General features: G+C 53.3%; 23 protein-coding genes. 11 read left to right on the top strand and 12 right to left on the bottom strand.

From position 1 onward, the window contains the following. The first annotated feature begins 77 nt into the window (after positions 1-77). The 5 genes from LBQ97_05090 to LBQ97_05070 all read left to right on the top strand — a co-directional run bounded on the left by LBQ97_05090 (position 78) and on the right by LBQ97_05070 (position 6,815). Positions 78-1,997 (top strand): NAD(+) synthase, encoded by a 1,920-nt coding sequence (locus tag LBQ97_05090; GenBank protein MDR1832093.1) that lies wholly within the window; start codon positions 78-80, stop codon positions 1,995-1,997. A gap of 78 nt (positions 1,998-2,075) precedes the next feature. Next, positions 2,076-4,985: an excinuclease ABC subunit UvrA gene (uvrA, locus tag LBQ97_05085; GenBank protein MDR1832092.1), complete on the top strand. Its 2,910-nt coding sequence runs from the start codon at positions 2,076-2,078 to the stop codon at positions 4,983-4,985. A gap of 12 nt (positions 4,986-4,997) precedes the next feature. Continuing rightward, positions 4,998-5,600: a Holliday junction branch migration protein RuvA gene (gene ruvA / locus LBQ97_05080; protein MDR1832091.1), complete on the top strand. Its 603-nt coding sequence runs from the start codon at positions 4,998-5,000 to the stop codon at positions 5,598-5,600. A 123-nt stretch (positions 5,601-5,723) separates the two neighbouring features. Continuing rightward, entirely contained in the window at positions 5,724-6,017 is a 294-nt protein-coding gene (locus tag LBQ97_05075; GenBank protein ID MDR1832090.1) for a hypothetical protein, read from the top strand. A 9-nt stretch (positions 6,018-6,026) separates the two neighbouring features. Next, on the top strand, positions 6,027-6,815 hold the full coding sequence (locus LBQ97_05070) for a fumarylacetoacetate hydrolase family protein (protein MDR1832089.1): 789 nt from the start codon (positions 6,027-6,029) through the stop codon (positions 6,813-6,815). Between the two features lie 124 nt (positions 6,816-6,939). On the opposite strand, the gene megL is transcribed toward LBQ97_05070, so the two are convergent. Next, positions 6,940-8,133 (bottom strand): methionine gamma-lyase, encoded by a 1,194-nt coding sequence (megL, locus tag LBQ97_05065; protein MDR1832088.1) that lies wholly within the window; start codon positions 8,131-8,133, stop codon positions 6,940-6,942. Positions 8,134-8,340: 207 nt separating this feature from the next. Between megL and LBQ97_05060 the strand changes: the two genes are divergently transcribed. The 4 genes from LBQ97_05060 (at position 8,341) to trmFO (ending at position 14,039) form a co-directional block, all read left to right on the top strand. Next, entirely contained in the window at positions 8,341-9,087 is a 747-nt protein-coding gene (locus LBQ97_05060; protein MDR1832087.1) for a tetratricopeptide repeat protein, read from the top strand. A gap of 103 nt (positions 9,088-9,190) precedes the next feature. Next, complete coding sequence (gene dprA / locus LBQ97_05055; GenBank protein MDR1832086.1) at positions 9,191-10,204, top strand: DNA-processing protein DprA; 1,014 nt, start codon at positions 9,191-9,193, stop codon at positions 10,202-10,204. A gap of 91 nt (positions 10,205-10,295) precedes the next feature. Next, positions 10,296-12,668: a type I DNA topoisomerase gene (topA, locus tag LBQ97_05050; protein MDR1832085.1), complete on the top strand. Its 2,373-nt coding sequence runs from the start codon at positions 10,296-10,298 to the stop codon at positions 12,666-12,668. 48 nt (positions 12,669-12,716) lie between these two features. After that, positions 12,717-14,039 (top strand): FADH(2)-oxidizing methylenetetrahydrofolate--tRNA-(uracil(54)-C(5))-methyltransferase TrmFO, encoded by a 1,323-nt coding sequence (gene trmFO, locus LBQ97_05045; GenBank protein MDR1832084.1) that lies wholly within the window; start codon positions 12,717-12,719, stop codon positions 14,037-14,039. Positions 14,040-14,096: 57 nt separating this feature from the next. Here the strand turns inward: trmFO and rpsI are convergent, their stop codons facing one another. The 3 genes from rpsI to LBQ97_05030 all read right to left on the bottom strand — a co-directional run bounded on the left by rpsI (position 14,097) and on the right by LBQ97_05030 (position 15,387). Further along, on the bottom strand, positions 14,097-14,495 hold the full coding sequence (rpsI, locus tag LBQ97_05040) for a 30S ribosomal protein S9 (protein MDR1832083.1): 399 nt from the start codon (positions 14,493-14,495) through the stop codon (positions 14,097-14,099). A gap of 14 nt (positions 14,496-14,509) precedes the next feature. Continuing rightward, on the bottom strand, positions 14,510-14,944 hold the full coding sequence (gene rplM, locus LBQ97_05035) for a 50S ribosomal protein L13 (protein MDR1832082.1): 435 nt from the start codon (positions 14,942-14,944) through the stop codon (positions 14,510-14,512). A 203-nt stretch (positions 14,945-15,147) separates the two neighbouring features. After that, positions 15,148-15,387 (bottom strand): DUF6364 family protein, encoded by a 240-nt coding sequence (locus tag LBQ97_05030; GenBank protein ID MDR1832081.1) that lies wholly within the window; start codon positions 15,385-15,387, stop codon positions 15,148-15,150. 170 nt (positions 15,388-15,557) lie between these two features. On the opposite strand from LBQ97_05030, the gene LBQ97_05025 reads away from it, so the two are divergent. Beyond that, positions 15,558-16,061 (top strand): GNAT family N-acetyltransferase, encoded by a 504-nt coding sequence (locus LBQ97_05025; protein ID MDR1832080.1) that lies wholly within the window; start codon positions 15,558-15,560, stop codon positions 16,059-16,061. Here the strand turns inward: LBQ97_05025 and LBQ97_05020 are convergent. Next, entirely contained in the window at positions 16,051-17,034 is a 984-nt protein-coding gene (locus LBQ97_05020) for a VOC family protein (protein MDR1832079.1), read from the bottom strand. The two genes, LBQ97_05025 and LBQ97_05020, sit on opposite strands and share 11 nt — an antisense overlap. A gap of 126 nt (positions 17,035-17,160) precedes the next feature. Between LBQ97_05020 and LBQ97_05015 the strand changes: the two genes are divergently transcribed. After that, positions 17,161-17,544, top strand: coding sequence for a hypothetical protein (locus LBQ97_05015; protein MDR1832078.1), 384 nt, complete (start codon positions 17,161-17,163; stop codon positions 17,542-17,544). A gap of 18 nt (positions 17,545-17,562) precedes the next feature. Here LBQ97_05015 and pncA read toward each other — a convergent pair whose 3' ends face one another. The 7 genes from pncA to LBQ97_04980 all read right to left on the bottom strand — a co-directional run. Next, positions 17,563-18,135 (bottom strand): bifunctional nicotinamidase/pyrazinamidase, encoded by a 573-nt coding sequence (gene pncA, locus LBQ97_05010; GenBank protein ID MDR1832077.1) that lies wholly within the window; start codon positions 18,133-18,135, stop codon positions 17,563-17,565. 96 nt (positions 18,136-18,231) lie between these two features. Further along, entirely contained in the window at positions 18,232-18,423 is a 192-nt protein-coding gene (locus LBQ97_05005; GenBank protein MDR1832076.1) for a hypothetical protein, read from the bottom strand. A gap of 62 nt (positions 18,424-18,485) precedes the next feature. Beyond that, positions 18,486-18,704 (bottom strand): hypothetical protein, encoded by a 219-nt coding sequence (locus tag LBQ97_05000; GenBank protein MDR1832075.1) that lies wholly within the window; start codon positions 18,702-18,704, stop codon positions 18,486-18,488. Positions 18,705-18,965: 261 nt separating this feature from the next. Next, positions 18,966-19,232, bottom strand: coding sequence for a hypothetical protein (locus LBQ97_04995; GenBank protein ID MDR1832074.1), 267 nt, complete (start codon positions 19,230-19,232; stop codon positions 18,966-18,968). Beyond that, the gene (locus LBQ97_04990) at positions 19,229-20,800 is read right to left on the bottom strand and encodes a putative DNA binding domain-containing protein (GenBank protein MDR1832073.1); all 1,572 of its coding nucleotides are present in this window, start codon (positions 20,798-20,800) and stop codon (positions 19,229-19,231) included. The genes LBQ97_04995 and LBQ97_04990 overlap by 4 nt, the downstream gene beginning before the upstream one ends. After that, the gene (locus tag LBQ97_04985) at positions 20,781-20,978 is read right to left on the bottom strand and encodes a hypothetical protein (GenBank protein MDR1832072.1); all 198 of its coding nucleotides are present in this window, start codon (positions 20,976-20,978) and stop codon (positions 20,781-20,783) included. Before LBQ97_04985 ends, LBQ97_04990 begins: the two co-directional genes overlap by 20 nt. A gap of 226 nt (positions 20,979-21,204) precedes the next feature. Further along, the coding region (locus LBQ97_04980; protein MDR1832071.1) for a winged helix-turn-helix domain-containing protein at positions 21,205-21,710 on the bottom strand (506 nt) is incomplete at its 5' end.

Raw genomic sequence — 21,710 nt, 5'->3', positions numbered from 1 at the left:
ATGTTCTCTGAGATTATTTTTGACAAAACGGTCAAAAAGGTGTATGATTAGGAGAAACAATAAGGGGAGGGTTGAAAGTGAATTACGGGTATCTCCGGGTCGCCGCGGCAACGCACGCGGTAAAGGTCGCCGATGTGTCCCACAACACGGCGGAAATTCTGAAAATGATGACAGAGGCGGCGAAAGAAGGCGTCTCTCTTCTCGTGTTCCCGGAACTGGCCGTGACCGGCTATACCTGCAACGATCTTTTTTTGCAAAACGAGCTCCTGGACCGGGCAAGGGCGGCCATAGACGACATCCTCGCGGCAAGCGCCGACCTGGAAACGCTCGTGGTCGTCGGTTTTCCCTTTTCCCACCGCTCAAAATTGTACAATTGCGCCGCCGTCATCTGCAAGGGACGGCTTTTGGGCATTGTGACAAAGCGATATATCCCCAATTACGCGGAATTTTATGAGGCCAGATATTTTACGCCGGGGACCGGAGACGTGGTCTTCATCGACTGGAACGGAGAGCAAAAATCCGTTCCCTTCGGCGGGAACATCCTGTTCCGCAGCGAAACCAACGCCCGTTTTGTGCTGGGCGTCGAGATCTGCGAAGACGTCTGGATGCCCCACACGCCGTCGACGGAGCACGCCCTGGCAGGCGCGACCGTCATCGCCAACGCCTCGGCCAGCGATGAGGTCATCGGCAAGGCCGAATACCGACGGCAGCTGATTTTAGGCAAATCGGCCACATCGGTCTGCGCCTATGTCTACTGCAACGCCGGCGTCGGCGAGTCGACCCAGGATCTCGTTTTCGCGGGCCACAACATCATCGGGGAAAACGGGGCCGCCGTGGTCGAAAGCGGACGCTTTGCCAACGGGCGGATCACCGGCGACGTGGACCTCGAAAAAATCGAAAGCGAACGGCGGAAAATGACCACGTTCCGGACGAATTTCAAAAATGACCACGTTGTGGTTCCCTTTGTGGTGAAAGAAAGAAAAATCGACATAAACCGGCGTATTGATCCCCGCCCCTTCGTCCCCGCGGGCGAAGCGGAGCGGAACCGGCGCTGTGAGGAAATCCTCAATATCCAATCCTTCGGGCTTCGGAAGCGACTGGCCCACACAAATTGCAAACACGCCATATTGGGCATTTCCGGCGGGCTCGATTCCACGCTGGCGCTGCTCGTGACGAGAAAGGCCTTTGCCCTGGCGGAACTTCCGGCCGAGAACATCATTGCGGTCACCATGCCCGCCTTCGGGACGACGGACAGGACCTACAACAACGCCCTGAAGCTGATCCGGGGGATCGGCGCGACCTGCCGGGAGATCAACATCAAAGAGGCCATCATGAAGCATTTCAGCGACATCGGCCATGACCCCGGCCTGCACGACGTGACTTATGAAAACAGTCAGGCCCGGGAAAGGACCCAGATCCTCATGGACCTCGCCAACGCCCATAACGGCCTTGTGATCGGGACCGGCGACATGTCGGAGCTGGCTCTCGGCTGGGCCACCTACAACGGCGACCACATGTCCATGTACGGCGTCAACTGCTCGGTGCCCAAGACCCTTGTCCGGCATCTTGTCCGCTATTACGCCGATACCTGCGGCGATACCGGGCTGGCGGCCGTCCTCACTGACGTGCTGGAAACGCCTGTGAGTCCGGAGCTGCTGCCCCCCGAGGACGGGAAAATCTCGCAGAAAACCGAAGATCTCATCGGGCCCTATGAACTTCATGATTTTTTCCTCTACCAGATGCTGCGCTTCGGCTTCGCGCCGCGAAAAGTGCTGTTTCTGGCGGAATCGGCCTTTGCGGGCCGCTATGAACGGGAGACGATCCTGCACTGGCTCGAAACCTTCTACCGGCGCTTCTTCGCCCAGCAGTACAAGCGCTCCTGCCTGCCCGACGGCCCCAAGGTCGGCAGCGTGGCCCTTTCCCCCCGGGGTGATCTCCGCATGGCCAGCGATTCTTCGGCCCGGATCTGGCTGGACGACCTCGACAACTGCTGGTAAGGCTTGAAATAAACAATAAAATTTCCGGAAAATTCACCGGACACAAATCAGAGGCACAAAAAGGAAGACAAGGATAGAATGATCGACAAAATTATTATCAAAGGCGCGCGTCAGCACAACCTGAAGAATTTTGACATTGAAATCAATAAAAACAAATTCGTGGTGATCACCGGCGTCAGCGGCAGCGGAAAGTCGTCCCTGGCCTTTGACACCATCTATTCGGAAGGACAGCGGCGCTATGTGGAGAGCCTCTCGGCCTACGCCCGCATGTTTATCGGACAGATGACAAAACCCGATGTGGACAGCATCGAGGGCCTGGCCCCCGCCATTTCCATCGAGCAGAAAACCACAAACCGCAATCCCCGCTCCACCGTGGGGACCATCACGGAAATCTATGACTATATGCGTCTGCTTTTCGCCCATGTGGGCGTGGCCCACTGCCCCATCTGCGGCAGACCCGTGGAGAAGCAGAGCGCGGAGGAAATCGTCACGGGCGCCCTGGCCCGCTTCAAGGAAGGGGACAAAATCATGATCCTCGCGCCCCTGATCAAGGAAAAGAAGGGCGCGCAGAAGAATCTCTTCGCCAATCTCCTGAAAAAAGGCTACGTGCGGGCCCGGATCAACGGGGAAATCCTGTACCTCGAGGAAGACATCGATCTCGACAAAAACAAGCGCTATACGATCGAAGTCGTCATCGACAGGCTGGTCTTAAAAAAGGGCGACAAGGACTTTGAGAGCAGGTTTACCCAGTCGGTGGAGACGGCCTCAAGTCTTGCGGGCGGAAAAATCATCCTCAATGTGGAAGCGGCCGAGGGCAAAAAAAAGAAAGCCGTGGATTACAGCTACAGCGAAAATTACGCCTGTCCCGATCACGAAGAAGTCAGCATCCCCGATCTTACGCCGAGGCTTTTTTCCTTTAACGCCCCCTACGGCGCCTGCCCGGAATGCAAGGGCATCGGAAAAAGCCTGGAAATCGACGGCAACAAGCTGATCAACGACGATAATCTCTCGATCGCCGACGGCGGCATTTATATCCCCGGCGCCCTCTCCCGCAAAGGCTGGAGTTGGGAAATCTTCCGGGCCTTTGCCAAGGCGCACAAGATCGATATCGAAAAGCCCGTCAAAGACCTGACGGAAAAGGAAATGGAGCTGATATTCTACGGATCCGACAAGCATTTCCGTTTTGACTACGACGGCAAGGAATTCAGTTTTCACGGGCTCAAGGAATACGAGGGGGCCATCAAGAACCTCCAGCGGCGCTATTACGAATCCTTTTCCGAGGCGCAAAAAGAAGAAATCGAAAATAAATACATGACTGAAATCGTATGTAAAACCTGTAACGGCAGGAGGCTCACCAAAGAAGTGCTTTCGGTCACCGTCGGCGGAAAGAACATCATGGACATCTGCGACCTCAGCATAAAAGAGGCCCTCGGCTTTTTCCTCGATCTGGAACTCAGCGAAAAACAGGAAAAGATCGCGAAGGAGATCCTGAAGGAAATCCGGGAGCGCCTGCGCTTCATGATCAACGTCGGTCTCGAGTATCTGACGCTGGGCCGGGAGACAAAATCCCTTTCGGGCGGAGAAGCTCAGCGGATCCGGCTCGCGACACAGATCGGCTCCGGGCTGACCGGCGTCCTCTATGTACTGGACGAACCGAGCATAGGCCTCCACCAGCGGGACAATTCCAAGCTCCTCGCTTCCCTGGAGCGGCTCCGGAACCTGGGCAATACGCTGATCGTCGTCGAGCATGACGAAGAGACCATGCGGACGGCCGACGAAATCATCGATATCGGCCCCGGCGCGGGAGATCAGGGCGGCGACGTGGTGGCCCACGGGACGCCCGACGAGATCATGGAAAATCCCGCGTCCCTGACGGGAAAATACCTCAAAAAGGAGCTCAAAATTGACGTCCCCGCCGGGAGACGGGCCTGGGACAAGTCAATCAAGCTCGTGGGCGCGAAAGGAAACAACCTCAAAAATATCGACGTGGAGATCCCCCTCGAGGTCTTCGTGGCCGTGACCGGCGTCTCGGGGAGCGGCAAATCCACGATCATCAACCAGACGCTCTATCCGGCCCTCTTTAATAAACTCAACCGGGGAAAACTCTATCCCCTCGCCTACAAAGAAATCCAGGGTCTCGAGCACCTGGAAAAGGTCATTGACATCGACCAGAGCCCCATCGGGCGGACGCCGCGGTCCAATCCCGCCACCTACACGAAGCTCTTTGACGATATCCGGGATCTCTTTGCCAAGAGCCGGGATTCCAAGCTCCACGGCTTCGACAAGGGAAGATTTTCCTTCAACGTCCGGGGCGGGCGCTGCGAGGCCTGTCAGGGCGCGGGCATCATCAAGATCGAGATGAATTTTCTCCCCGACGTCTACGTCGAATGTGAGGTCTGCAAGGGGAAACGCTACAATAAAGAAACGCTGGACGTCTACTACAAGGGGAAAAACATCTCCGATGTACTCGACATGAGCGTCGGAGAGGCCTATGAATTTTTCAGAAGCATTCCGGCCCTGGAAAAAAGACTCAAGGTCCTCGTGGACGTGGGTCTCGACTACATCAAGCTGGGCCAGCCGGCCACGACGCTTTCGGGCGGCGAAGCGCAACGGATCAAGCTCGCCACGGAGCTCTCCAAATCCACTCGGGGCAAGACGATCTATATCCTCGACGAACCGACGACGGGGCTCCATTTCGACGATATCAAAAAGCTGCTCAGCGTGCTGAACCGTCTGGTCGACATGGGCAACAGCGTCGTCGTCATCGAGCACAACCTCGACGTGATCAAGACGGCCGATTACATTATCGACATCGGTCCCGAAGGCGGGGCCGGAGGCGGGACCGTCGTGGCCCAAGGGACGCCCGAGGACGTCATGAAAAACAAAAAAAGCTACACGGGAGAATACCTGAAAAAAGTGTTGCCGCAAACGGCAAAACGGGTGGCGGTAAAAGAAAAGAAAGCGGTTTTGAAAAAAAAGATTTCCTGACAAGGAGCGCATATGTTCGAATATCTCGAGGGCAAAGTGGCCTTTAAAAAACCCGATTACGCGGCCATTGACGTCGGCGGCGCCGGCTACCGCGTCAGCATTTCCCTTTTGACCTACGACAACCTTACGGTCGGGGAAAAGGCGCGGCTTTACATCTACAACCACATCAAGGAAGACAGCTTCCGGCTCATCGGTTTTCTCGAGGAGCGGGAAAAGACGCTCTTTGAGCTTTTGATGGGCGTCAAGGGCATCGGGGTGACGCTGGCCCTTTCGGTCATGTCCACCTTTGACGTCGAGACGATCTGCGAGCTCGTGGCCGACGACGACTACAAAAATCTCAAGAAAGTGCCCAAGATGGGAGAAAAGAAAGCTCAACAGCTCATTCTGGACCTCAAGGGAAAAATCAAGACGCTGGCCAAATTGTCCGGCGGAGAGAAAGGCCGGGCAAGGATGGGTTATCTCGAGATCGAGGAGGAATTGTACGAGGCGCTGGAGGGCTTGGGCTATACGAAAAAAGAAATCGACGCCTTTGTCACAAAAGATGAAATCAAGGGCTTTACCAGTATCGAGCAGGCCATCCGGGACGTTCTGAAAAAAATGAACGGGAAAAAATGAACGGACGGACCGGGCATTGACAAGGCTCGACGGAAATGATATAATTGAAGCGGCCAAAACCGGCAAATACGGTTTGAAAAAGAAAATCAAAAATTTTTAAGATATTGAAAAAGGAGGTTTCACATGGCAAAAATAACAGTCAAAAATGAAAAAAGCGCGGGGTCCAATCATCCGAAGGGATACGCATCCTGGCTGGCTTACTGGGAAGAACAGCAGGGCAGGAAAGCGCCCCACTGTCTCGCCGGGATCTGCCAGAACGCCGCCGAAGTGGGCGCTCAGGTCACCAAAGTCGGCGTGAAGGACAAGAAGGTCTATATTCTGCCCGTCTGCAAGCCCTGCGACGAATATAAAGACGAGTATCTCGTGGATGAGAGCGATCTGGTTCTCGTGCCGGGACAGAAAGACGACAACGTGTAAGGATGGGCCATGGAGAAGAGTCTGAGCGGCAAACTGGCCGGAGAATTGTTTGAGGCCTGGAAAACGAAAAAGCCTGTAGCGCCCTTGACGGAGCGCTACCCGGACATCACCGTCGAGGAAGCCTACGCCATCCAGCTGGACTTCCTCCGCCTGAAAAAAGAGAGCGGTTGCACGGAGATCGGAAAGAAAATCGGACTCACCAGCGAAGGCATCCGAAAGCAGATGGGCGTCTTCGAGCCCGATTACAGCGTCATCACCTCGGACGGCCTGCTCACAAACGGCGGCGTCCTTCAAATGGACAAATTCCTCGCCCCGAGGATCGAGTGCGAGATCGCCTTTATCATGGGGAAGAACTTTCCGGCCGGAAAGAACCCCGTGACGCCCTGGGACGTCATTCAAGCCACGGCGGGAATCTCCGCCGCCTTTGAGATCGTCGACAGCAGGTTCAGGGACTGGAAGATCAAGCTCCCCGATACGGTGGCGGACCTGGCCTCCTACGGGGCCCTTGTCCTCGACAACCGGATCGTCCCCCTGGACGGACTGGACTTGCGGGTATTGGGCATGTGCGCCATGAAGAACGGCGTCCTCGTCCAAAACGGCGCAAGCGGCAGCGTCATGGGAAATCCCGTTCACGCCGTCTGCTGGCTCGCCAACAAGCTCCGGGGCTACGGCATCGAGCTCAAGGCCGGGGATGTGGTCCTTTCCGGGGCCTTCGCCCCCGTCATCGAAGTCGCCAAAGGAGACGTCGTCACGGCGATATTTGACCATCTCGGCGAAGTTTCGCTGCGGGTGGAGTAAAATCAGCGCATGATACGATCAGAAATCGGCTCATTTTTTCAATAAAATGAGCCGATTTCTTCGATCAGTCAATGAGCCACAAAGGGGCATCGCCCCTTTTTTATATACAATGTGCGTACAGTTTCTACACGTTTTCGAGGGCCTGGTCGAGATCCGCGATAATGTCTTCGGCGTTTTCGAGCCCTACGGAAAGCCGGATCAGCCCTTCGGCGATATCTGCCGCCTTCCGCTCTTCGGGCGTCAGCGTCGCGTGGGTCATGGAAGCCGGATGCTGGATCAGGGTTTCGGCGTCGCCGAGGCTTACGGCCAGCGCGCAGAGTTCCACATGATCCAGAAGTTTTTTCCCGGCCTCGAGGCCCCCTTTGAGCTCAAAGGCCATCATGGGCCCGAAGTTTTTCATCTGCTTCTTTGCGGTCTCATGGCCCGGATGACCCGGCAGTCCCGGATAGTGCACGACGGCAACCTTGGGATGCCCGGCCAGATACTCCGCGACTTTCATGGCCGTGTCGCAGATCCTTTCCATCCGGATCTCAAAGGTCTTGAGTCCCCGGATGATAAAATAGGCCTCCATTGGCGCCAGCACGGCGCCCGTCATGTCCTTGAGCCCGACGCCCCGGACCAGGTCCACGAGTTCTTTTTTCCCCGCCACGAAGCCCGCCAGCAGGTCCCCGTGGCCGTTGAGGTATTTCGTGGCCGAATGGACGACGAGGTCGCAACCCAGCGTCAGCGGCGTCTGGGCATAGGGCGTCGCGAACGTGTTGTCCACGATGACCAGCGTATTGGAATTGGTTTTGGCGATTTTGACGATTTCTTCGAGGTCCACGATCTTCATGTTGGGATTTGCCGGGGTCTCCAGGTAAATCACGCGGGTGTTGGGCTTCATGGCCGCCCGGACCGCGGCGGGATCCGACGCGTCCACAAAGTCCACCTCGACGCCGAAGCGCTTCATGTGGTGGTTCAAGAGCTCAAATGTGCAGCCGTAGAGCGTTTTGTCCGTGACGACGTGGTCGCCTGCCGCGAGGAAGGTCCAGAGCGTCGCGGAAATGGCCCCCATACCCGAGGATGTGGCCAGGGCCGCTTCTCCTTCTTCCAGCAGGGCGATTTTTTCCTCCGCCACCGTCAGCGTCGGATTGCCCGCCCGGCTGTAGACATAACCGCTTTCTTCCAGGGCAAAGCGCCGTCTGGCTTGTTCCGCGTTTTCGAATGTAAATGTGGATGACTGGATGATCGGCGTGGCCAGCGCTCCGAAGACATTGCGGCCGTGTTGTCCGCCGTGTATGCTTTTTGTGCCGAGTCCCTTCTTTTCGATATCTTTCATTGCGCATCCCTCCGTAATGGATATAGGTTAAAAATAAATTTTGATTCCCCCAATCCATTATATCCCATTTTTGCGTATCCCGCAAGGGGGCCGCCAAAAAATAGGATTGACAAATCATGCCGATTTCTTTATAATAAAGCTGAACAAGATTCGGTCGCCGGGAGAACTTTTTTATTTACCGCGATTTCAGAGGAGTTGAGACGGGACATGAAAAAAATAACGGGAATTTTCCTGTGTCTGGGTTGCCTCGTCGCCTCGGCGGGATACCGGAGCTGGCAGTTCACCCGGAACGTGACCGAAGGCAGGATAGAGCGCAAGGCAAGGGAACCGGCGACGCAAACCCGGATCCTTCAGCCGGCCAGGCCCGCGACGGCGGCGGAGGAAGAGGGCGGCGAAATGTCCCGCTACATCCAGGAATTCCGCAACCAGGAACTCATCAACATCGACAGCAACGGCAAGATCGGCGGTTTTGACCAGGCTTTGGACGATTACCTCAACGCCACGGGCAGGGACACGAACCTGATCTTTATGCTGGGGAACGAGTATTTTATGCTGGGGAAATACGAAAAGGCCTTCAAGGTCTTTTCCAAAGGGACATCCTATGTGCCCAATCTCTTCGGCGCGGCCACCACGGCCCGGATGACCGGCAATTTCCAGACGGCCGTCGATTATTACGACAGGGTTTTGGAGAGCCGCGGCAACATGGCCGAGGCCTACCTCGGCAGAGGGCTTGCCCACCGGGCTCTCAAGAATTACAGCAACGCCATCGCCGATCTCAACAGTTATCTCAATTTTCGCAAGGACGAAAACGTCTACCTCGGGATCGGGGGCATCTACATGGAGATCGGAGACTACGCCGGCGCCTACGAGACGCTGCTCAACGGCAAAAGGGCTTTTCCCTCGTCCAAGGGCATAAACAATATGCTCTCCAAGGTGGCGGCAAAACTGAATTAAACAAAAACATAGCAATAATATCAACGATAACATTGGGGAGGCTTATGTGAACTGGTACAAACTGCGGGTATTGGGGATAAGAGATTTTGTCATTCGATCCTTAATGAGAAACGTAAAAAGCTTTTCGGACGTCGCCCGTCTCGATGACGTCCATTTACGAAAATACTTCAAATTGGAGGAGGCCGAGATACGCAAGCTGCGAGAAGCGGACTCGGAGTCCTTCAACCGGGAATTCGACAAGGAGATTGAATCACTGATCCGGCTTCGGATGAAGGTCATTAACCTCACCGACGCCGACTATCCCGAAGATTTGAAAAATATCAGCCAACCGCCGGTATTTCTTTATTACAGGGGAAATATCGCTTTGCTGAAAAAACGGAAGATCGGCGTCGTCGGCACCCGTAAGGCTACGGCTTACGGGACCATGGCCTGCGAAAAGATCGTCGAAGGTCTCGCTGACAGCGGCATTGTCACGGTCAGCGGTCTTGCCATGGGCATCGATACGGTATGTCACCGGCGGACGCTGGAAAAGGGCGGGGAAACGGTGGCGGTCCTGGGCAACGGGCTCGACGTCATTTATCCGAAGATCAACAAGCGCCTCTACGAGAAAATCGGGCAGGAAGGCCTGCTCGTCAGTGAATTTCCGCCGGGGACGGAACCCACGAACTTCAATTTTCCCCTGAGAAACCGGATCATCGTCGGCCTCTCCCGCGGCGTCGTCATTGTCGAGAGCCAGGAAACCGGCGGGAGCCTCATTACCGCGGGCATAGCCCTCGAGGAAAACCGCGACGTCTTCGTGGTGCCGGGCGATATCTTCTCCCCTTCGTCCGAGGGCTGCAACAATCTGATCAAGCGCTCCCAGGGGAAGCTCGTGACCTCGGCCAAAGACATCCTCGACGAATACGGCTGGGACGGCAAAAAAGAAGAATTTATGCTGCCCCGGATGTCGGAACTGGAATCCCGGGTCTACGGGGAACTGGTCAAGGAAAAGACCCTCGACGAGCTCATCGTCTCTACTGGCATCAAGACCCCCGATCTGCTTTCGGTCCTTATGGATCTGGAGATCAAGCGGATCGTCGTCAGTATCGCCGGCGGGAAATACCGGCGGAAAAATTGAACAAAGACTTGAACAGCGCGACTGAACATAGAAAACGCGGGCCCTTTCGGCGCGCGGAGCGAAAAAATGGGAGACAGTGAAGGAGGTAAAATTGGAGAAAAAGAATCTGGTGATCGTGGAATCGCCGGCCAAAGCCAAGACCATAGAAAAAATCCTCGGCGCGGATTTCAAGGTCGTGGCCTCAAACGGACACGTGCGGGATCTGCCCAAGAGCAGGCTCGGCGTCGACGTCAAGGACAATTTCAAGCCGTCTTACGGCACCATAAAAGGAAAGGGGGAAACGCTGAAACTGCTGCGAACCCTCGCGAAAAAAGCGGACAAAGTCTATCTGGCCTCAGATCCGGATCGGGAAGGGGAAGCCATTGCCTGGCATATCTCCGACCTGTTGAAATTGCCGCCCAACGACAAAAACAGAATCGAATTCAATGAAATCACCGAAAGCGCGGTCCGCAACTCCATCAAAAAACCGCGGAAGATCGATATGGACAAGGTCAACGCCCAGCAGGCCCGCAGGATCCTCGACAGGCTCGTGGGTTACGGGATCAGCCCCTTTCTCTGGAAGAGCATTTCCAGCAAGACCAGCGCCGGCCGCGTGCAATCCGTGGCCCTCAAGATCATCTGCGACCTTGAGGATACGATCCGGAATTTCGTGCCGGTCCGCTACTGGGAGATCAAGGGGGAGTTTCCCCACGAGCTTCTGCTTTCCCTCTACAGGGCCGACGGGGAAAAAGTCGACCGGGTGACCGACGAAGCCGTCGTCCTCGACGTCAAAAGCGTCGAGAAAAAAGAGTTTACGGTGATCGAGGCCAAGGTAAGCAAGCGGTCGAAGAATCCGCCGCTTCCCTTGAAGACGAGCACCCTGCAGCAATTGGCCTCTTCGTATCTGGGATTTTCCCCTTCGCGGACCATGCGGATCGCCCAGGGCCTTTACGAGGGCATCGACGTCAAAGGCGCCCATGTGGGGCTGATCACTTATATGAGAACGGATTCGACCCGGATCTCGGCGGAAGCGAAGGATATGGCCAAAACCTATATCCTCAAAAATTTCGGCCAGGCCTATGTGGGCCACAGCCGGGAAGCCAAGGCCAAGGAAGGACAGAACATCCAGGACGCCCACGAGGGCATCCGGCCCACGGACATCGCCCTGACGCCCGAGATCGCCGCCAAATACCTCGAAAAGGACCAGGAAAAGCTCTACAGACTGATTTGGGAGCGCTTTTTGATCTCGCAGCTGGCGCCCATGAGATACGACCAGTTTGAGTTGATCGTCGAACGGGGGCGCTACCAGTTCCGCGGCGCGCTGAACAAAATCACGTTTGACGGGTATTACAAAGTCTTCAAGGACGAGGACGAACTGCCTCTCGGCGATTTCCCCGACATCAAGACCGGCGAGACCCTGAAGCTCAACCGACTCCTGACGAAGGAAGACTACACGAAACCGCCGGCCAGGCTGACGGAATCCTCCCTGGTGAAAAAACTGGAAGCCGAGGGCATCGGACGCCCCTCGACCTACGCGTCCATCATCGATACGCTGAAAAAGCGGGAATATGTGGAAATCAACTCCGGAAAAAGCCTTGTGCCCACGTCATTGGGCTATGAAGTCAAGGAAAAATTGGACGACCATTTTCCCGATATCATGAACATCAAATTTACGGCCGAGATGGAAAAGGACCTCGACCAGATCTCCGAAGGGGAAAAGGACTGGGTCCGGGTCCTGACGGAATTCAACGACGAATTGACGAAGGACATCGACAAATTCGCGACGGTTGTCGAGGAGGAAAACGCGAAAATCGTCGCCTCCGACGTCGACTGTACGTGCGGCGCGGGGAAAATGATCCTCAAAAGCGGGCGTTACGGCCGCTATCTCGCTTGCCCCGACGAAGCGCAACCCTGCGACTACAAGATCTCCCTGCGGGGCATCGATATCCCCGTGGAGGACCTCAAAAATGGGGAAATCCATGTGAAGGAAGCGGTGGCGGAGCGGGAAGAGGCCCGAAAAGGCAGACCCACAGACGTCTTTACCGAGGACGGCGCGCGGCTTTTGCTGAAACTTGGCCGATTCGGCAGTTACCTCGAAAGCGAGCGCTATGAGAGCGATCAGATTCGTCAGCCTCTGCCGCCGGAAATCCGGAAAATGCTGGCAAGCGGGACCGAAACTGTTGTCGACGGCGTCGTGCAGCTGAAAGCCTTTATGGACAAATTGAAGGCCGAAGACGACGCGATCCTGGCCAAAGCGGGCGTTTGCGACAAATGCGGCAAACCCTTCAAAATCATGCGGGGGCGCTGGGGAAAATTCCTCGCCTGCACCGGATACCCCGACTGCAAAAATATCAAGAAAATCGACCGGCCGAAAAAGGAAGGAACGGCCGCCGAAACCGTAAAAACCGCAAAAACGACCAAAACCGCGGGCAAAGCCGCGAAAGCCAAGAAAATCACGGTGAAGAAAACCACAAAATCCAAATAGGAGCGGGGGCGAAGACATTCGCCCCTTTTTCAGATCGAGGAGTCGAACATGATCAAGACAGATTACGTCGTCGTGGCGGGGGCCGGTCTCGCCGGCTGCGAGGCCGCCTGGCAGCTGGCGAAGCGGGGCATCCCCGTCAGATTATACGAGATGAAGCCGGAAAAATTTACGCCGGCCCATCATTCGCCGGATTTTGCCGAGCTCGTCTGCAGCAATTCCCTCGGGAGCAACGACATCGAAAAGGCGGCGGGCCTCATGAAACAAGAATTGAGGCTTTTGGATTCCCTTTTGATCCGTATCGCGGACGAAAAGTCCGTCCCTGCCGGACAGGCCCTGGCCGTGGACAGGGAGGGCTTTTCCCGGGCCGTGACCGAAGAGATCCACAGGACGCCGGGGATCGAAGTGATCGCCCGGGAGTTGACGGAAATTCCCGAAGACCGCCATGTGCTGCTGGCCACGGGGCCTTTGACCTCAGAGACGCTTTCGGCGAAGATCCGGGAGCTGTGCGGGAGCGAATATCTCTATTTCTATGACGCCGCCGCTCCCATCGTGACGGCGGAATCGGTCGATATGGACCACGCTTACCTGCAATCCCGCTATGACAAAGGCGAAGGCCAATACATCAACTGCCCTCTGACCGAAGAAGAATACGGGATATTTTATCGGGAACTCCTCGCCGCGGAGCGGGTCCCGCCCAAAGTCTTTGAGAAGGAAAAGCTGTTTGACGCCTGCATGCCCGTGGAAAAAATCGCCGCCACCGGAGAAAAAACCCTGATTTTCGGGCCTCTGAAGCCCAAAGGGCTGACGAATCCCCGGACGGGCCGGGAAGACTACGCCGTCGTGCAACTGAGGCAGGATGACGGCGCGGGCAGACTTTACAACCTGGTGGGCTTTCAAACAAACCTCAAGTGGGGCGAGCAAAAACGGGTGTTTTCCTTAATCCCCGCCCTGCGGCGGGCCGAGTTTGTCCGCTACGGCGTCATGCACCGGAATACGTTTATCAACTCGGCAAAACTCCTTGACGGCAGCCTTTGCCTCAAGTCCCGGGACAACGTCTGGTTCGCGGGTCAACTGACCGCCGCGGAGGGCTATGTCTGCGCCGTGGCCACCGGCGCCCTGGCGGGGATCAACATCGCCCGCAGAATCAAAGGGCGGCCGCCCTTTATTCTTGATGAACGGACAGCCACGGGGGCCATTATCCGCTATATCACGACCGACAACGACAATCTTCAGCCCATGGGCCCCAATTTCGGCGTCATGAAAGGGCCGGACCCGCCGATCCGGGACAAGCGGAAAAAAGCCCAAAAAATGGCCGAAACGGCCATTCAATATTTGGAAACGAAGCTGGAGGAAGATATATTTGGTATATGACAAACAATGGAAAAATCCCGGAAAATCTCTTTCCGGGATTGTTTGTTACGGATCTTCTTATCTCTTGCTGAACTGGGGACTGCGCCGGGCCTTTTTCTTCCCGTACTTCTTGCGTTCCACCATGCGGGAATCCCGGGTCAGAAAACCCGCTTCCCGAAGGGCCGGCCGCAATGTCTCGTCGGTGGTCACGAGGGCCCTCGCGATGCCGTGTCGGATCGCGCCGGCCTGCCCGGAATCGCCGCCGCCGTTTACCGTCACGAGAACCTTGAACTTATTCAGGGTCTCGGTCAGGATCAGGGGTTGCTCGACGATCCTGTGCAGGATCTCCCGTCCGCCGAAATATTCATTCATTTGCTTTCCGTTTATTTCCACCCCGGATCCGCCGGGTACCAGTCTAACTCTCGCTATGGAAGTCTTCCGTCTTCCGGTTCCTCTGAACTGATTGATTTCTGCCACTGTCATTTCCCTCCTTAAAACTCAACCTTTTTTGGATTCTGCGCCTGATGATCATGTGTATCACCCGAGAACACTCTCAAACGAGTCAACTGTTCTCTGCCCAGTTTGTTTTTAGGAAGCATTCTGCTGACAGCCAGCATCAGCAATTCTTCCGGCCGCTTGTCGAGGATTACGCCCAACGTGCGTTTCCGGAGTCCGCCGGGATAGCCCGAATGATTGTAGTAGATTTTGTCCGTAAGTTTTTTGCCGGTGACCGCGATCTTGGCGGCGTTCGTTACCACCACGTAATCCCCGTTGTCAATGTGGGGCGTGAAGGTCACTTTTTCTTTGCCCATGAGCTTTTTCGCGATTTCCACCGCGAGGCGGCCCAGGATCTTGCCATCGGCGTCGTAATGCAGCCATTCTCTGACCACATCTTCTTTTCGTTGCATGAACGTATATTTTTTCACTGTTTATTCCTCCCGAATAAAGTAAGACAAAATTATACGTAACGGTCCTTTGTGGGAAAGGTAAAATAATACCCTAATATTTTACAGGTTTTTATCGCTTCTGTCAACAAATTTTTTTCAACCGGGATTCAAAATTGAAACTTGCGCAGGAATGATTGTGGCGTCAGTCCCGTTTGCTCAGCCAATCCAAAATGACGTTCAGGTCAATCAATGTGATCTTCATGAAAAATCTTCCTCATTTGTTTTTTGTCCGGTAGATTCCTGCCTGCCAATATCCCGCACATTGCGATAACTTCTCGCTTCATGTCGTCCGGCTCGGGTTTCATCAATTCCCGGAAATAGTTTTCGACTATTTTCGATATCGAAACGCTTGATTTTTTTGAGAAATTGTGAGCAAAGTCAATTACTGAAGGATCCAGACTCAGCGTAAGTTTTTTGGTCATCGTTATCACCACCTTACGTAATATTATACGTTGATAATACGTATTTGTCAAGAGATTTTTCTTGACTTCTCCCGAATGTGCGGGTACAATGAACTCATACAAGAAAGCATGCCGTCTATCCGTCGGCAACCCAATAACACAAGCAGGGAGGCAATATGCGGGAATATTTTATGAAAACGGAAAGAACCGGATTTTCCCGGTGGACGGAAGGGGATCTTGAGCTCGCCCGCCTGCTGTGGGGAGACCCGGAAACAACCCGATACATTTGCGCCTCGGGCGTATTTACCGAAGGGGACATCGTGGCGCGTCTCGAAAAGGAAATCGAAAACGGGAAACGCTACGGCGTTCAATATTGGCCGATTTTTGAGCTATCCACGGGAAAACTCATCGGTTGTTGCGGCCTCAGGCCCTATGACCTCGATGACAACATCTATGAAATCGGTTTCCATTTGCGCGGCGCGTTCCAGGGAAAAGGTTTTGCGCCGGAAGCGGCAAACGCCGTGATTTCTCTCGCAAAGACTACCCTCAGAGCGAAAAGCCTTTTCGCCGGACACAACCCGAAAAATATTGTATCCGCCAAGGTTCTTGCGAAATTGGGCTTTTCCTATACCGGCGATGAATTTTACGCGCCTACGGGGCTGTACCACCCTTCCTATTTGCTCGCTACACAGTGATTTCAACGGGATTTCCCTCGGGATCAAGCACGACGCTCTCGTAATAGCCGTCTCCCGTGGTCCTGGGCTCGCTCGCGATGGCGTATCCGTCCTTTCGCAGGCGCTCTGTCAGCGCATCCACCGCGTTTTTATCGCCTACTGACAGAGAAATATGGGCGAATCCCGGTGGGTATTCCCCCGAAGCGCGGGGGCTCAGATTCTCTCTTGTGCACAATTCGATTCCGGCGCCTTTCCCGAAGGTCAGAAAATAGGATTGGAATGTGGTCTTGGGATTGTGGTATTTTGAGGACGCTTGGGCCTGAAAATATGTCTCGTAGAATTTTTTGCCCGCTTCCAGATCTTTTACATAGAGCGCGATGTGCGCCATTTTTATTGCTGACGTCTCTTCGATTCTTGCGATGACGCGGCAGGGTAGTCCCGTCGCCCCAGTAAAGGAAAGCGGATAGGTTTCCGCTGTGAAGGGCGCGCCCGATCCCACCGTCTGCAATATTTTTTCGAGGTTGTCCAGATTCTCCACGACAAAGACATTCCGGTCGGCGCAATAATAATCGGCCTTGGAATGGGTGGCGGGAAGCCTTATGCCGCCCGCGTCAATTCCGATCATGGAGACGCCTTTTTCCGTAAGCGCTGTGATCAAATCCCAGGATAATTCCGGGTGGGATGAAAAGTACTCCTTGGAGCCGTACTGTTTTTTTTGCAGGGTCCCGGTGTAAAACATCACAAAATCCTTCGCTTCTACCAGCGTCAGATCAATATTGGAAGCTTTGATTTCCCCTTCCGTGACGGCGCTTACGTCGAACACGCGGCCTTTTCGCCGGAGATTTTCGAGGTCAAAAACCTTGTCCTGCACGTCAAAATGCGTCCCCAGATGGCCGAAGAGATCAAGGACGGAAAAGGCTTCCTCTTTTGCGGCGTAGGATTTCATGTTTTGAATCATTTCCCGGTTTACGTTTACGGATAAATCAATAAGCATATTGTTCACGCTCCTTATTTTTATGAAATGGTATTCGGCTTAATTCCCCATGCAAAATTTGATTGACATATTCCGAAAGTACAGGTACAATAAAATAAAGTCGCAATTTCCCCGAGTTGATTCCCTATGAAGAAAAAGTTTGTTCTCGTTTTGATAATAATTGCCGCAGTCTTTTTTATCTATAAAAAGTGGCTTCCCCGTGATGGCGAAGAAGGCGTTTATACGGAGCAGGGAGATGTGATCTGGAACCACATCAAAAAAATCTACCCCGACATCCATATCCACATCGCCGGGAGCGTCAGCGGCAAAAGAATCTCGGAGTTTCTTGCCGAGCGGAAATTTCCGCTCGTGCGGGTGAAGGTTCACAAAAGCGGCTACCAGCATTGGCTTTTGATTGTGGGCGTCAAAAATAATGAGTTTATGTGTCTGGACAGTTTGGATCCATCGAAACAACCGGTTCCGCTCAGCGTCCATGGCAAAGTCTACAGCTGGCGCGTCCTCTATTTTTGAGCGCTTGATTGTTCCGGTTCACGCGATGACAGCGCCCGCCGCCTTCATTTCCCGGATGGCGTCCGCGCTGTCGGAAGGCCGCACATTGACGCCGCGGCAACCGTCAGCGATCAGTCGGACGTCGTATCCCAGGGAAAGCGCGTCCAATACCGTAAATTTCACGCAATAATCCGTCGCGAGGCCCAGCACATAGAGCGTCTCAACCTGCCTGGACCGGAGCCATTCATCAAGCCCCGTTTTCCAGGCTTTATTGTTATCGAAAAAAGCGCTGTAGGAATCTACTTCCGGATGCTCGCCTTTCAATATAACCACATCGGCTTCGCCGATCACCCCGGGATGGATCTCCGCTCCTACTGTCCCCTGCACACAGTGGGGCGGCCATATGCCTTCCGGAGAATTCGTCGTAAAGCTCGAGTGAGCGGCGGGATGCCAGTCCTTTGTGAAAACGACATAAGCGTCGAGATCCTTTCGAAATCGCTCAATTTCCCGGTTGACTACCGGCAGGATCGCTTCCGCATCGGGTACCGCCAGAGAGCCTCCGGCGCAGAAATCATTTTGTACGTCCACTACGATCAAAGCTTTTTTGGGCATGGTATCATCTCCTTGTCTTAAGACGCAAAAGTTTCCTCTGCGTGCTAGATTTTACAAAAATCGGAACGTTATGACGCGCGACTCGCTCATTCCCCTTCAACAGTCGCAAGATAAGCGGCGCCGGATTTCTTCTTCCATTTTGTCTTGCAAAGCCTTAAACAGCCTCGCACCCAGTTCAGCCGTTGCGAGACCGGCGTCTCCCAAAACGCCGATGGGACTCACTGCCGTGACGCCTTCCCGGATTTGCAGCCAACTCATTTCTTCCAGCAACAAGGTTTGTACAGGCATATTTTTCCTCCAGGTTTCATAATAGGATCACCCCCGCCCACGCGGGGAACACGTAGCGCTCTTTATTCTAAGGGTCTTCCACCTTTTTTCTTAGCTTTTTCTACGTCTCTTTTAAACTGCACAGTATATGCTTTCAAATCAAGTCTTGATCCAATTGGATCAAAACAAGTCCACATCCAGTATGCACGTTCTATGTCGTCTTCAGACGCCTCAGGGTTAGCGCGTTTATAGTGTTCTATAAAATATTCACGGAGTTCCTTATGATTCATTTCCTTTTCCATCAATTTCTCCCGGGCCATCAAAGTCATTATCTGAGCGCAAATTTCTCGGTCAAGAGCATTTTCGGTCGATCAAGCCTGATCTTGTCAAATAAGCCGTTGACACTTTTCAGTGCTTTCATTAGCAGAATAGATTGGAAGATTCAGATATTCTGCTAATCCTTCTGCTAATCTCTGCTAATCATTCTTTGCAAGAATCCAATTCATAGTCCGTTTGCTTTGTAAAATAATTCTCATCAATCACTTTGCCGTAGACTTTGACGACTACCTTTTTCGGTCGCTGAGGTCATAATCCGGCAGCGGGAAATATCGCTCCTTCTGAATGCGGAACACCTTCTGGGTGCCCATTTGCACGGTATCAATCATGTTGAACCGGGGCATCGTTTCGGCAAGCAGCTGGTTGCGGTAATACGGAGCTGTGTAGCTCGGTTTCAGCACGGCCTCAATGCTACCGGGGAGAAATGAACCGGCGTTGGAGATGATAATTCTGGTCTTCGTATTTGAATTACCGATTCGGATATTCGTCATCATACTCTTATATATTTCTGGTTCTTACTATTCGGCTTTTCTGGAATAGTCATACGAACCAATCCTAGTGCTAGCATCGGTAGAACGATGCGCCTGCGGAAATATTCATCAGATTTGATTCCGCAAAAATCTTGCATCTCCTTTCGGCTACGCGGTTCAGAGCAAAAATCGAGTAACGCATCCAGCCTGTCTTGTGATAATTTAACTTCCGCACCATCTTCCGCACCATCTTCCGCACTATCTTCCGCACTATCTTGCATATTCTCTCCGCGTTCATCTTCAGGCTCAACAACCGCCTTGATGACGGCAGGTTCAAATCCCTCATGCATTCGAATCGTAGAGATCAAGTAGCTCCGTTCTGCATCTGTCTTGAATTCTGGCGGCGGCGAGCCGTTTTGCGCGAGTGCGGTGAGCACTTTCTTAATGCCGGTGGATTTCTTCTCCGACAGGTCTATGTCCTTCAGAAATTCACCGATCCTGCGGTTGCGGTAACGCCTTGCTATGGCCGTTCCTGCACGGAAATCCTCCATGTCAATTGTCTTTGCCGGTCCCGGGTAATTGATGATCTTGATGCAATCAACGTAAATACGAATTTCAACTGGTTCAGGAATAAGGTAGGACTTATGAAATACAGAATTTACCAATACCTCTTCAAGGGCATCATACACGTAATTGTAAAATCGATCTGCTTCAGCTCTTCCGCTGACCTTCACAACTTTTTCTTCGATTAGCGTTGTTTCGATGTATTCCAATGTGTCTCGCACCTGCTTAAAAATAGGCCCGGTGAAGGTTTTCTCTGTGAAAACGCCAGCTTCCGCTTCTTCAGTATGGAAGCGGATCAGTTCAATTTTTGCCTCTGGAACCAGCTTTTCCGGATGCTCGAAAAACATCAGCACTCCGATATTCCTGATATCGACGCCGACATCTGTCCTGTTCGCCGCCTCCATTGCGACGAGCAAATCCTCTACTGAGCGCGTGTTGATCTCGCTAATTAACGAACTGTTGCTCTCGCGCAGGAAATCCTCCACATACGCCCGCCTGACATCGGTGATTTTCGCCTTTTGATTGACCCTGTCATCGAAAGGCACGGAGCTGAATTTCTCAAATAACTCCGCAAGCTCTTCACCTTTCGCGACGGTCTTCACGGAAAACGGCTTAATCCAATAATCCTTGTGTCGATCCTCGCCGCCTTTGGCCAAAACATCCTTCGGCACTTTGTACGGACCGCTGTTTCCACCGGGACACCAAAGAAATATCACCCATTTTCTCTGATGTTTTAATACCTCGAGCTTAGGTATATACCTTGGCTCAATAAAATTGCAGTATTGAAAAATCTCCCGCTGGATTTCGTCAAGCTTATTTTTAGGCAATCCCTCAGGCGGGAGCACAGGCTGGCCGTTTTTGGCGTCGACGCCAATGACGATGTATCCGCCGTTCGTATTCGAAAAATCATTGGCATACGCGCAGATGGTGTGAATCGTCTCATTCGGATTCCACCCCTTTTTGTATTCCACGCGATCCTGTTCTACTATGCGTCCTTCCAGCAATGTCTCAAGCTTCAAAGGTATCATTTGTTTCCTCCCATAGCGCCGCCGCTTTTTCCTTCAGGCGCAAAGCATCTTCCTGGCTTGGTTCCCACCCCTCGAACATATTGACGCTCAGCGTGTGCCAGACCAAACAAAAATCCTTTTTGTTGTCAAAAGGAACCCCCATAATGGTCAATTCTGACTTGTTTATGTCCAATTTCATTTGCGACCACACTCCTCGATTCCTTCAATATTTGCTCTCCCTCCCCCTCTCACTTCCTCATCGAAAACCCAGTCCTTCCCCAAATTTCTCGGTCACGAGCCTTTCCGACCGGTAAAGCCATTCTCCTGAGACTTCGTAGGTAAAGGGGAACATAACGGGCGCTGCGGCAAGATTTCTCGGTTTGATTAATTCGTGAGAAACTTTCGCAGTCATCTGATTTCCGCATTCAGTCATCCTTCTTGGTTGCGATTGTTTTCGATGGTAAAGCGATTATTTTCCAGCATCCTTTTCTTGTCGTTCCTACACGTTCAACAATTCCGGCGTCTTGCAGCATCTTCATGTTCCTTTTGATGTTACGTTCGGCAATGCCAATTATATTCGCAAGTTTTGCTATCGTTACGCCCGGATTTTCTCGAATGGATTCGATAATCTGCCTTTGTGTGTCACTGATTTCGATGACGTGATTGGTGACGTGATTGGTGACGTGATCGGTGACGTTCGCGTTGTCGCCAATTAACTCTTTTCCGGCGTCATCATACTTTGCTGAGATGAACAGATTCGGTCTTCTGCCGTCGATCAGATTCAGTGAGCGCAGGTATTTTACATCTGTCTGGTCTATCTCCTGGTGCTTCTGAACTTTATCAAGCAAAAATACCGTGTTCAGGTCATACTCCGGATGATCGTAGAGGATGTGCGTATAGTTCATGTCCAATGTTTTGCCGTACACACGCA

The sequence above is a fragment of the Fusobacteriaceae bacterium genome (genome assembly GCA_031272775.1).
Lineage (GTDB): Bacteria > Fusobacteriota > Fusobacteriia > Fusobacteriales > Fusobacteriaceae > JAISST01.
The sequence above is the reverse complement of the archived record's forward strand: the minus strand, read 5'-3'. Positions and strand labels throughout refer to the sequence as shown.

Bases quoted from the DNA above. Each gene is read 5' to 3' on its own strand.
- pncA (MDR1832077.1), bottom strand. From the start codon at position 18,135: ATGCCCAAAAAAGCTTTGATCGTAGTGGACGTACAAAATGATTTCTGC.
- LBQ97_04985 (MDR1832072.1), bottom strand. From the start codon at position 20,978: ATGAAATTGGACATAAACAAGTCAGAATTGACCATTATGGGGGTTCCT.
- LBQ97_04995 (MDR1832074.1), bottom strand. From the start codon at position 19,232: ATGATGACGAATATCCGAATCGGTAATTCAAATACGAAGACCAGAATT.
- LBQ97_05020 (MDR1832079.1), bottom strand. From the start codon at position 17,034: ATGCTTATTGATTTATCCGTAAACGTAAACCGGGAAATGATTCAAAAC.
- LBQ97_05070 (MDR1832089.1), top strand. From the start codon at position 6,027: ATGGAGAAGAGTCTGAGCGGCAAACTGGCCGGAGAATTGTTTGAGGCC.
- ruvA (MDR1832091.1), top strand. From the start codon at position 4,998: ATGTTCGAATATCTCGAGGGCAAAGTGGCCTTTAAAAAACCCGATTAC.
- dprA (MDR1832086.1), top strand. From the start codon at position 9,191: ATGAGAAACGTAAAAAGCTTTTCGGACGTCGCCCGTCTCGATGACGTC.
- trmFO (MDR1832084.1), top strand. From the start codon at position 12,717: ATGATCAAGACAGATTACGTCGTCGTGGCGGGGGCCGGTCTCGCCGGC.
- LBQ97_05025 (MDR1832080.1), top strand. From the start codon at position 15,558: ATGAAAACGGAAAGAACCGGATTTTCCCGGTGGACGGAAGGGGATCTT.
- LBQ97_05030 (MDR1832081.1), bottom strand. From the start codon at position 15,387: ATGACCAAAAAACTTACGCTGAGTCTGGATCCTTCAGTAATTGACTTT.
- LBQ97_05075 (MDR1832090.1), top strand. From the start codon at position 5,724: ATGGCAAAAATAACAGTCAAAAATGAAAAAAGCGCGGGGTCCAATCAT.
- LBQ97_05015 (MDR1832078.1), top strand. From the start codon at position 17,161: ATGAAGAAAAAGTTTGTTCTCGTTTTGATAATAATTGCCGCAGTCTTT.
- LBQ97_05060 (MDR1832087.1), top strand. From the start codon at position 8,341: ATGAAAAAAATAACGGGAATTTTCCTGTGTCTGGGTTGCCTCGTCGCC.
- uvrA (MDR1832092.1), top strand. From the start codon at position 2,076: ATGATCGACAAAATTATTATCAAAGGCGCGCGTCAGCACAACCTGAAG.
- LBQ97_05005 (MDR1832076.1), bottom strand. From the start codon at position 18,423: ATGCCTGTACAAACCTTGTTGCTGGAAGAAATGAGTTGGCTGCAAATC.
- LBQ97_04990 (MDR1832073.1), bottom strand. From the start codon at position 20,800: ATGATACCTTTGAAGCTTGAGACATTGCTGGAAGGACGCATAGTAGAA.
- megL (MDR1832088.1), bottom strand. From the start codon at position 8,133: ATGAAAGATATCGAAAAGAAGGGACTCGGCACAAAAAGCATACACGGC.
- LBQ97_05000 (MDR1832075.1), bottom strand. From the start codon at position 18,704: ATGGAAAAGGAAATGAATCATAAGGAACTCCGTGAATATTTTATAGAA.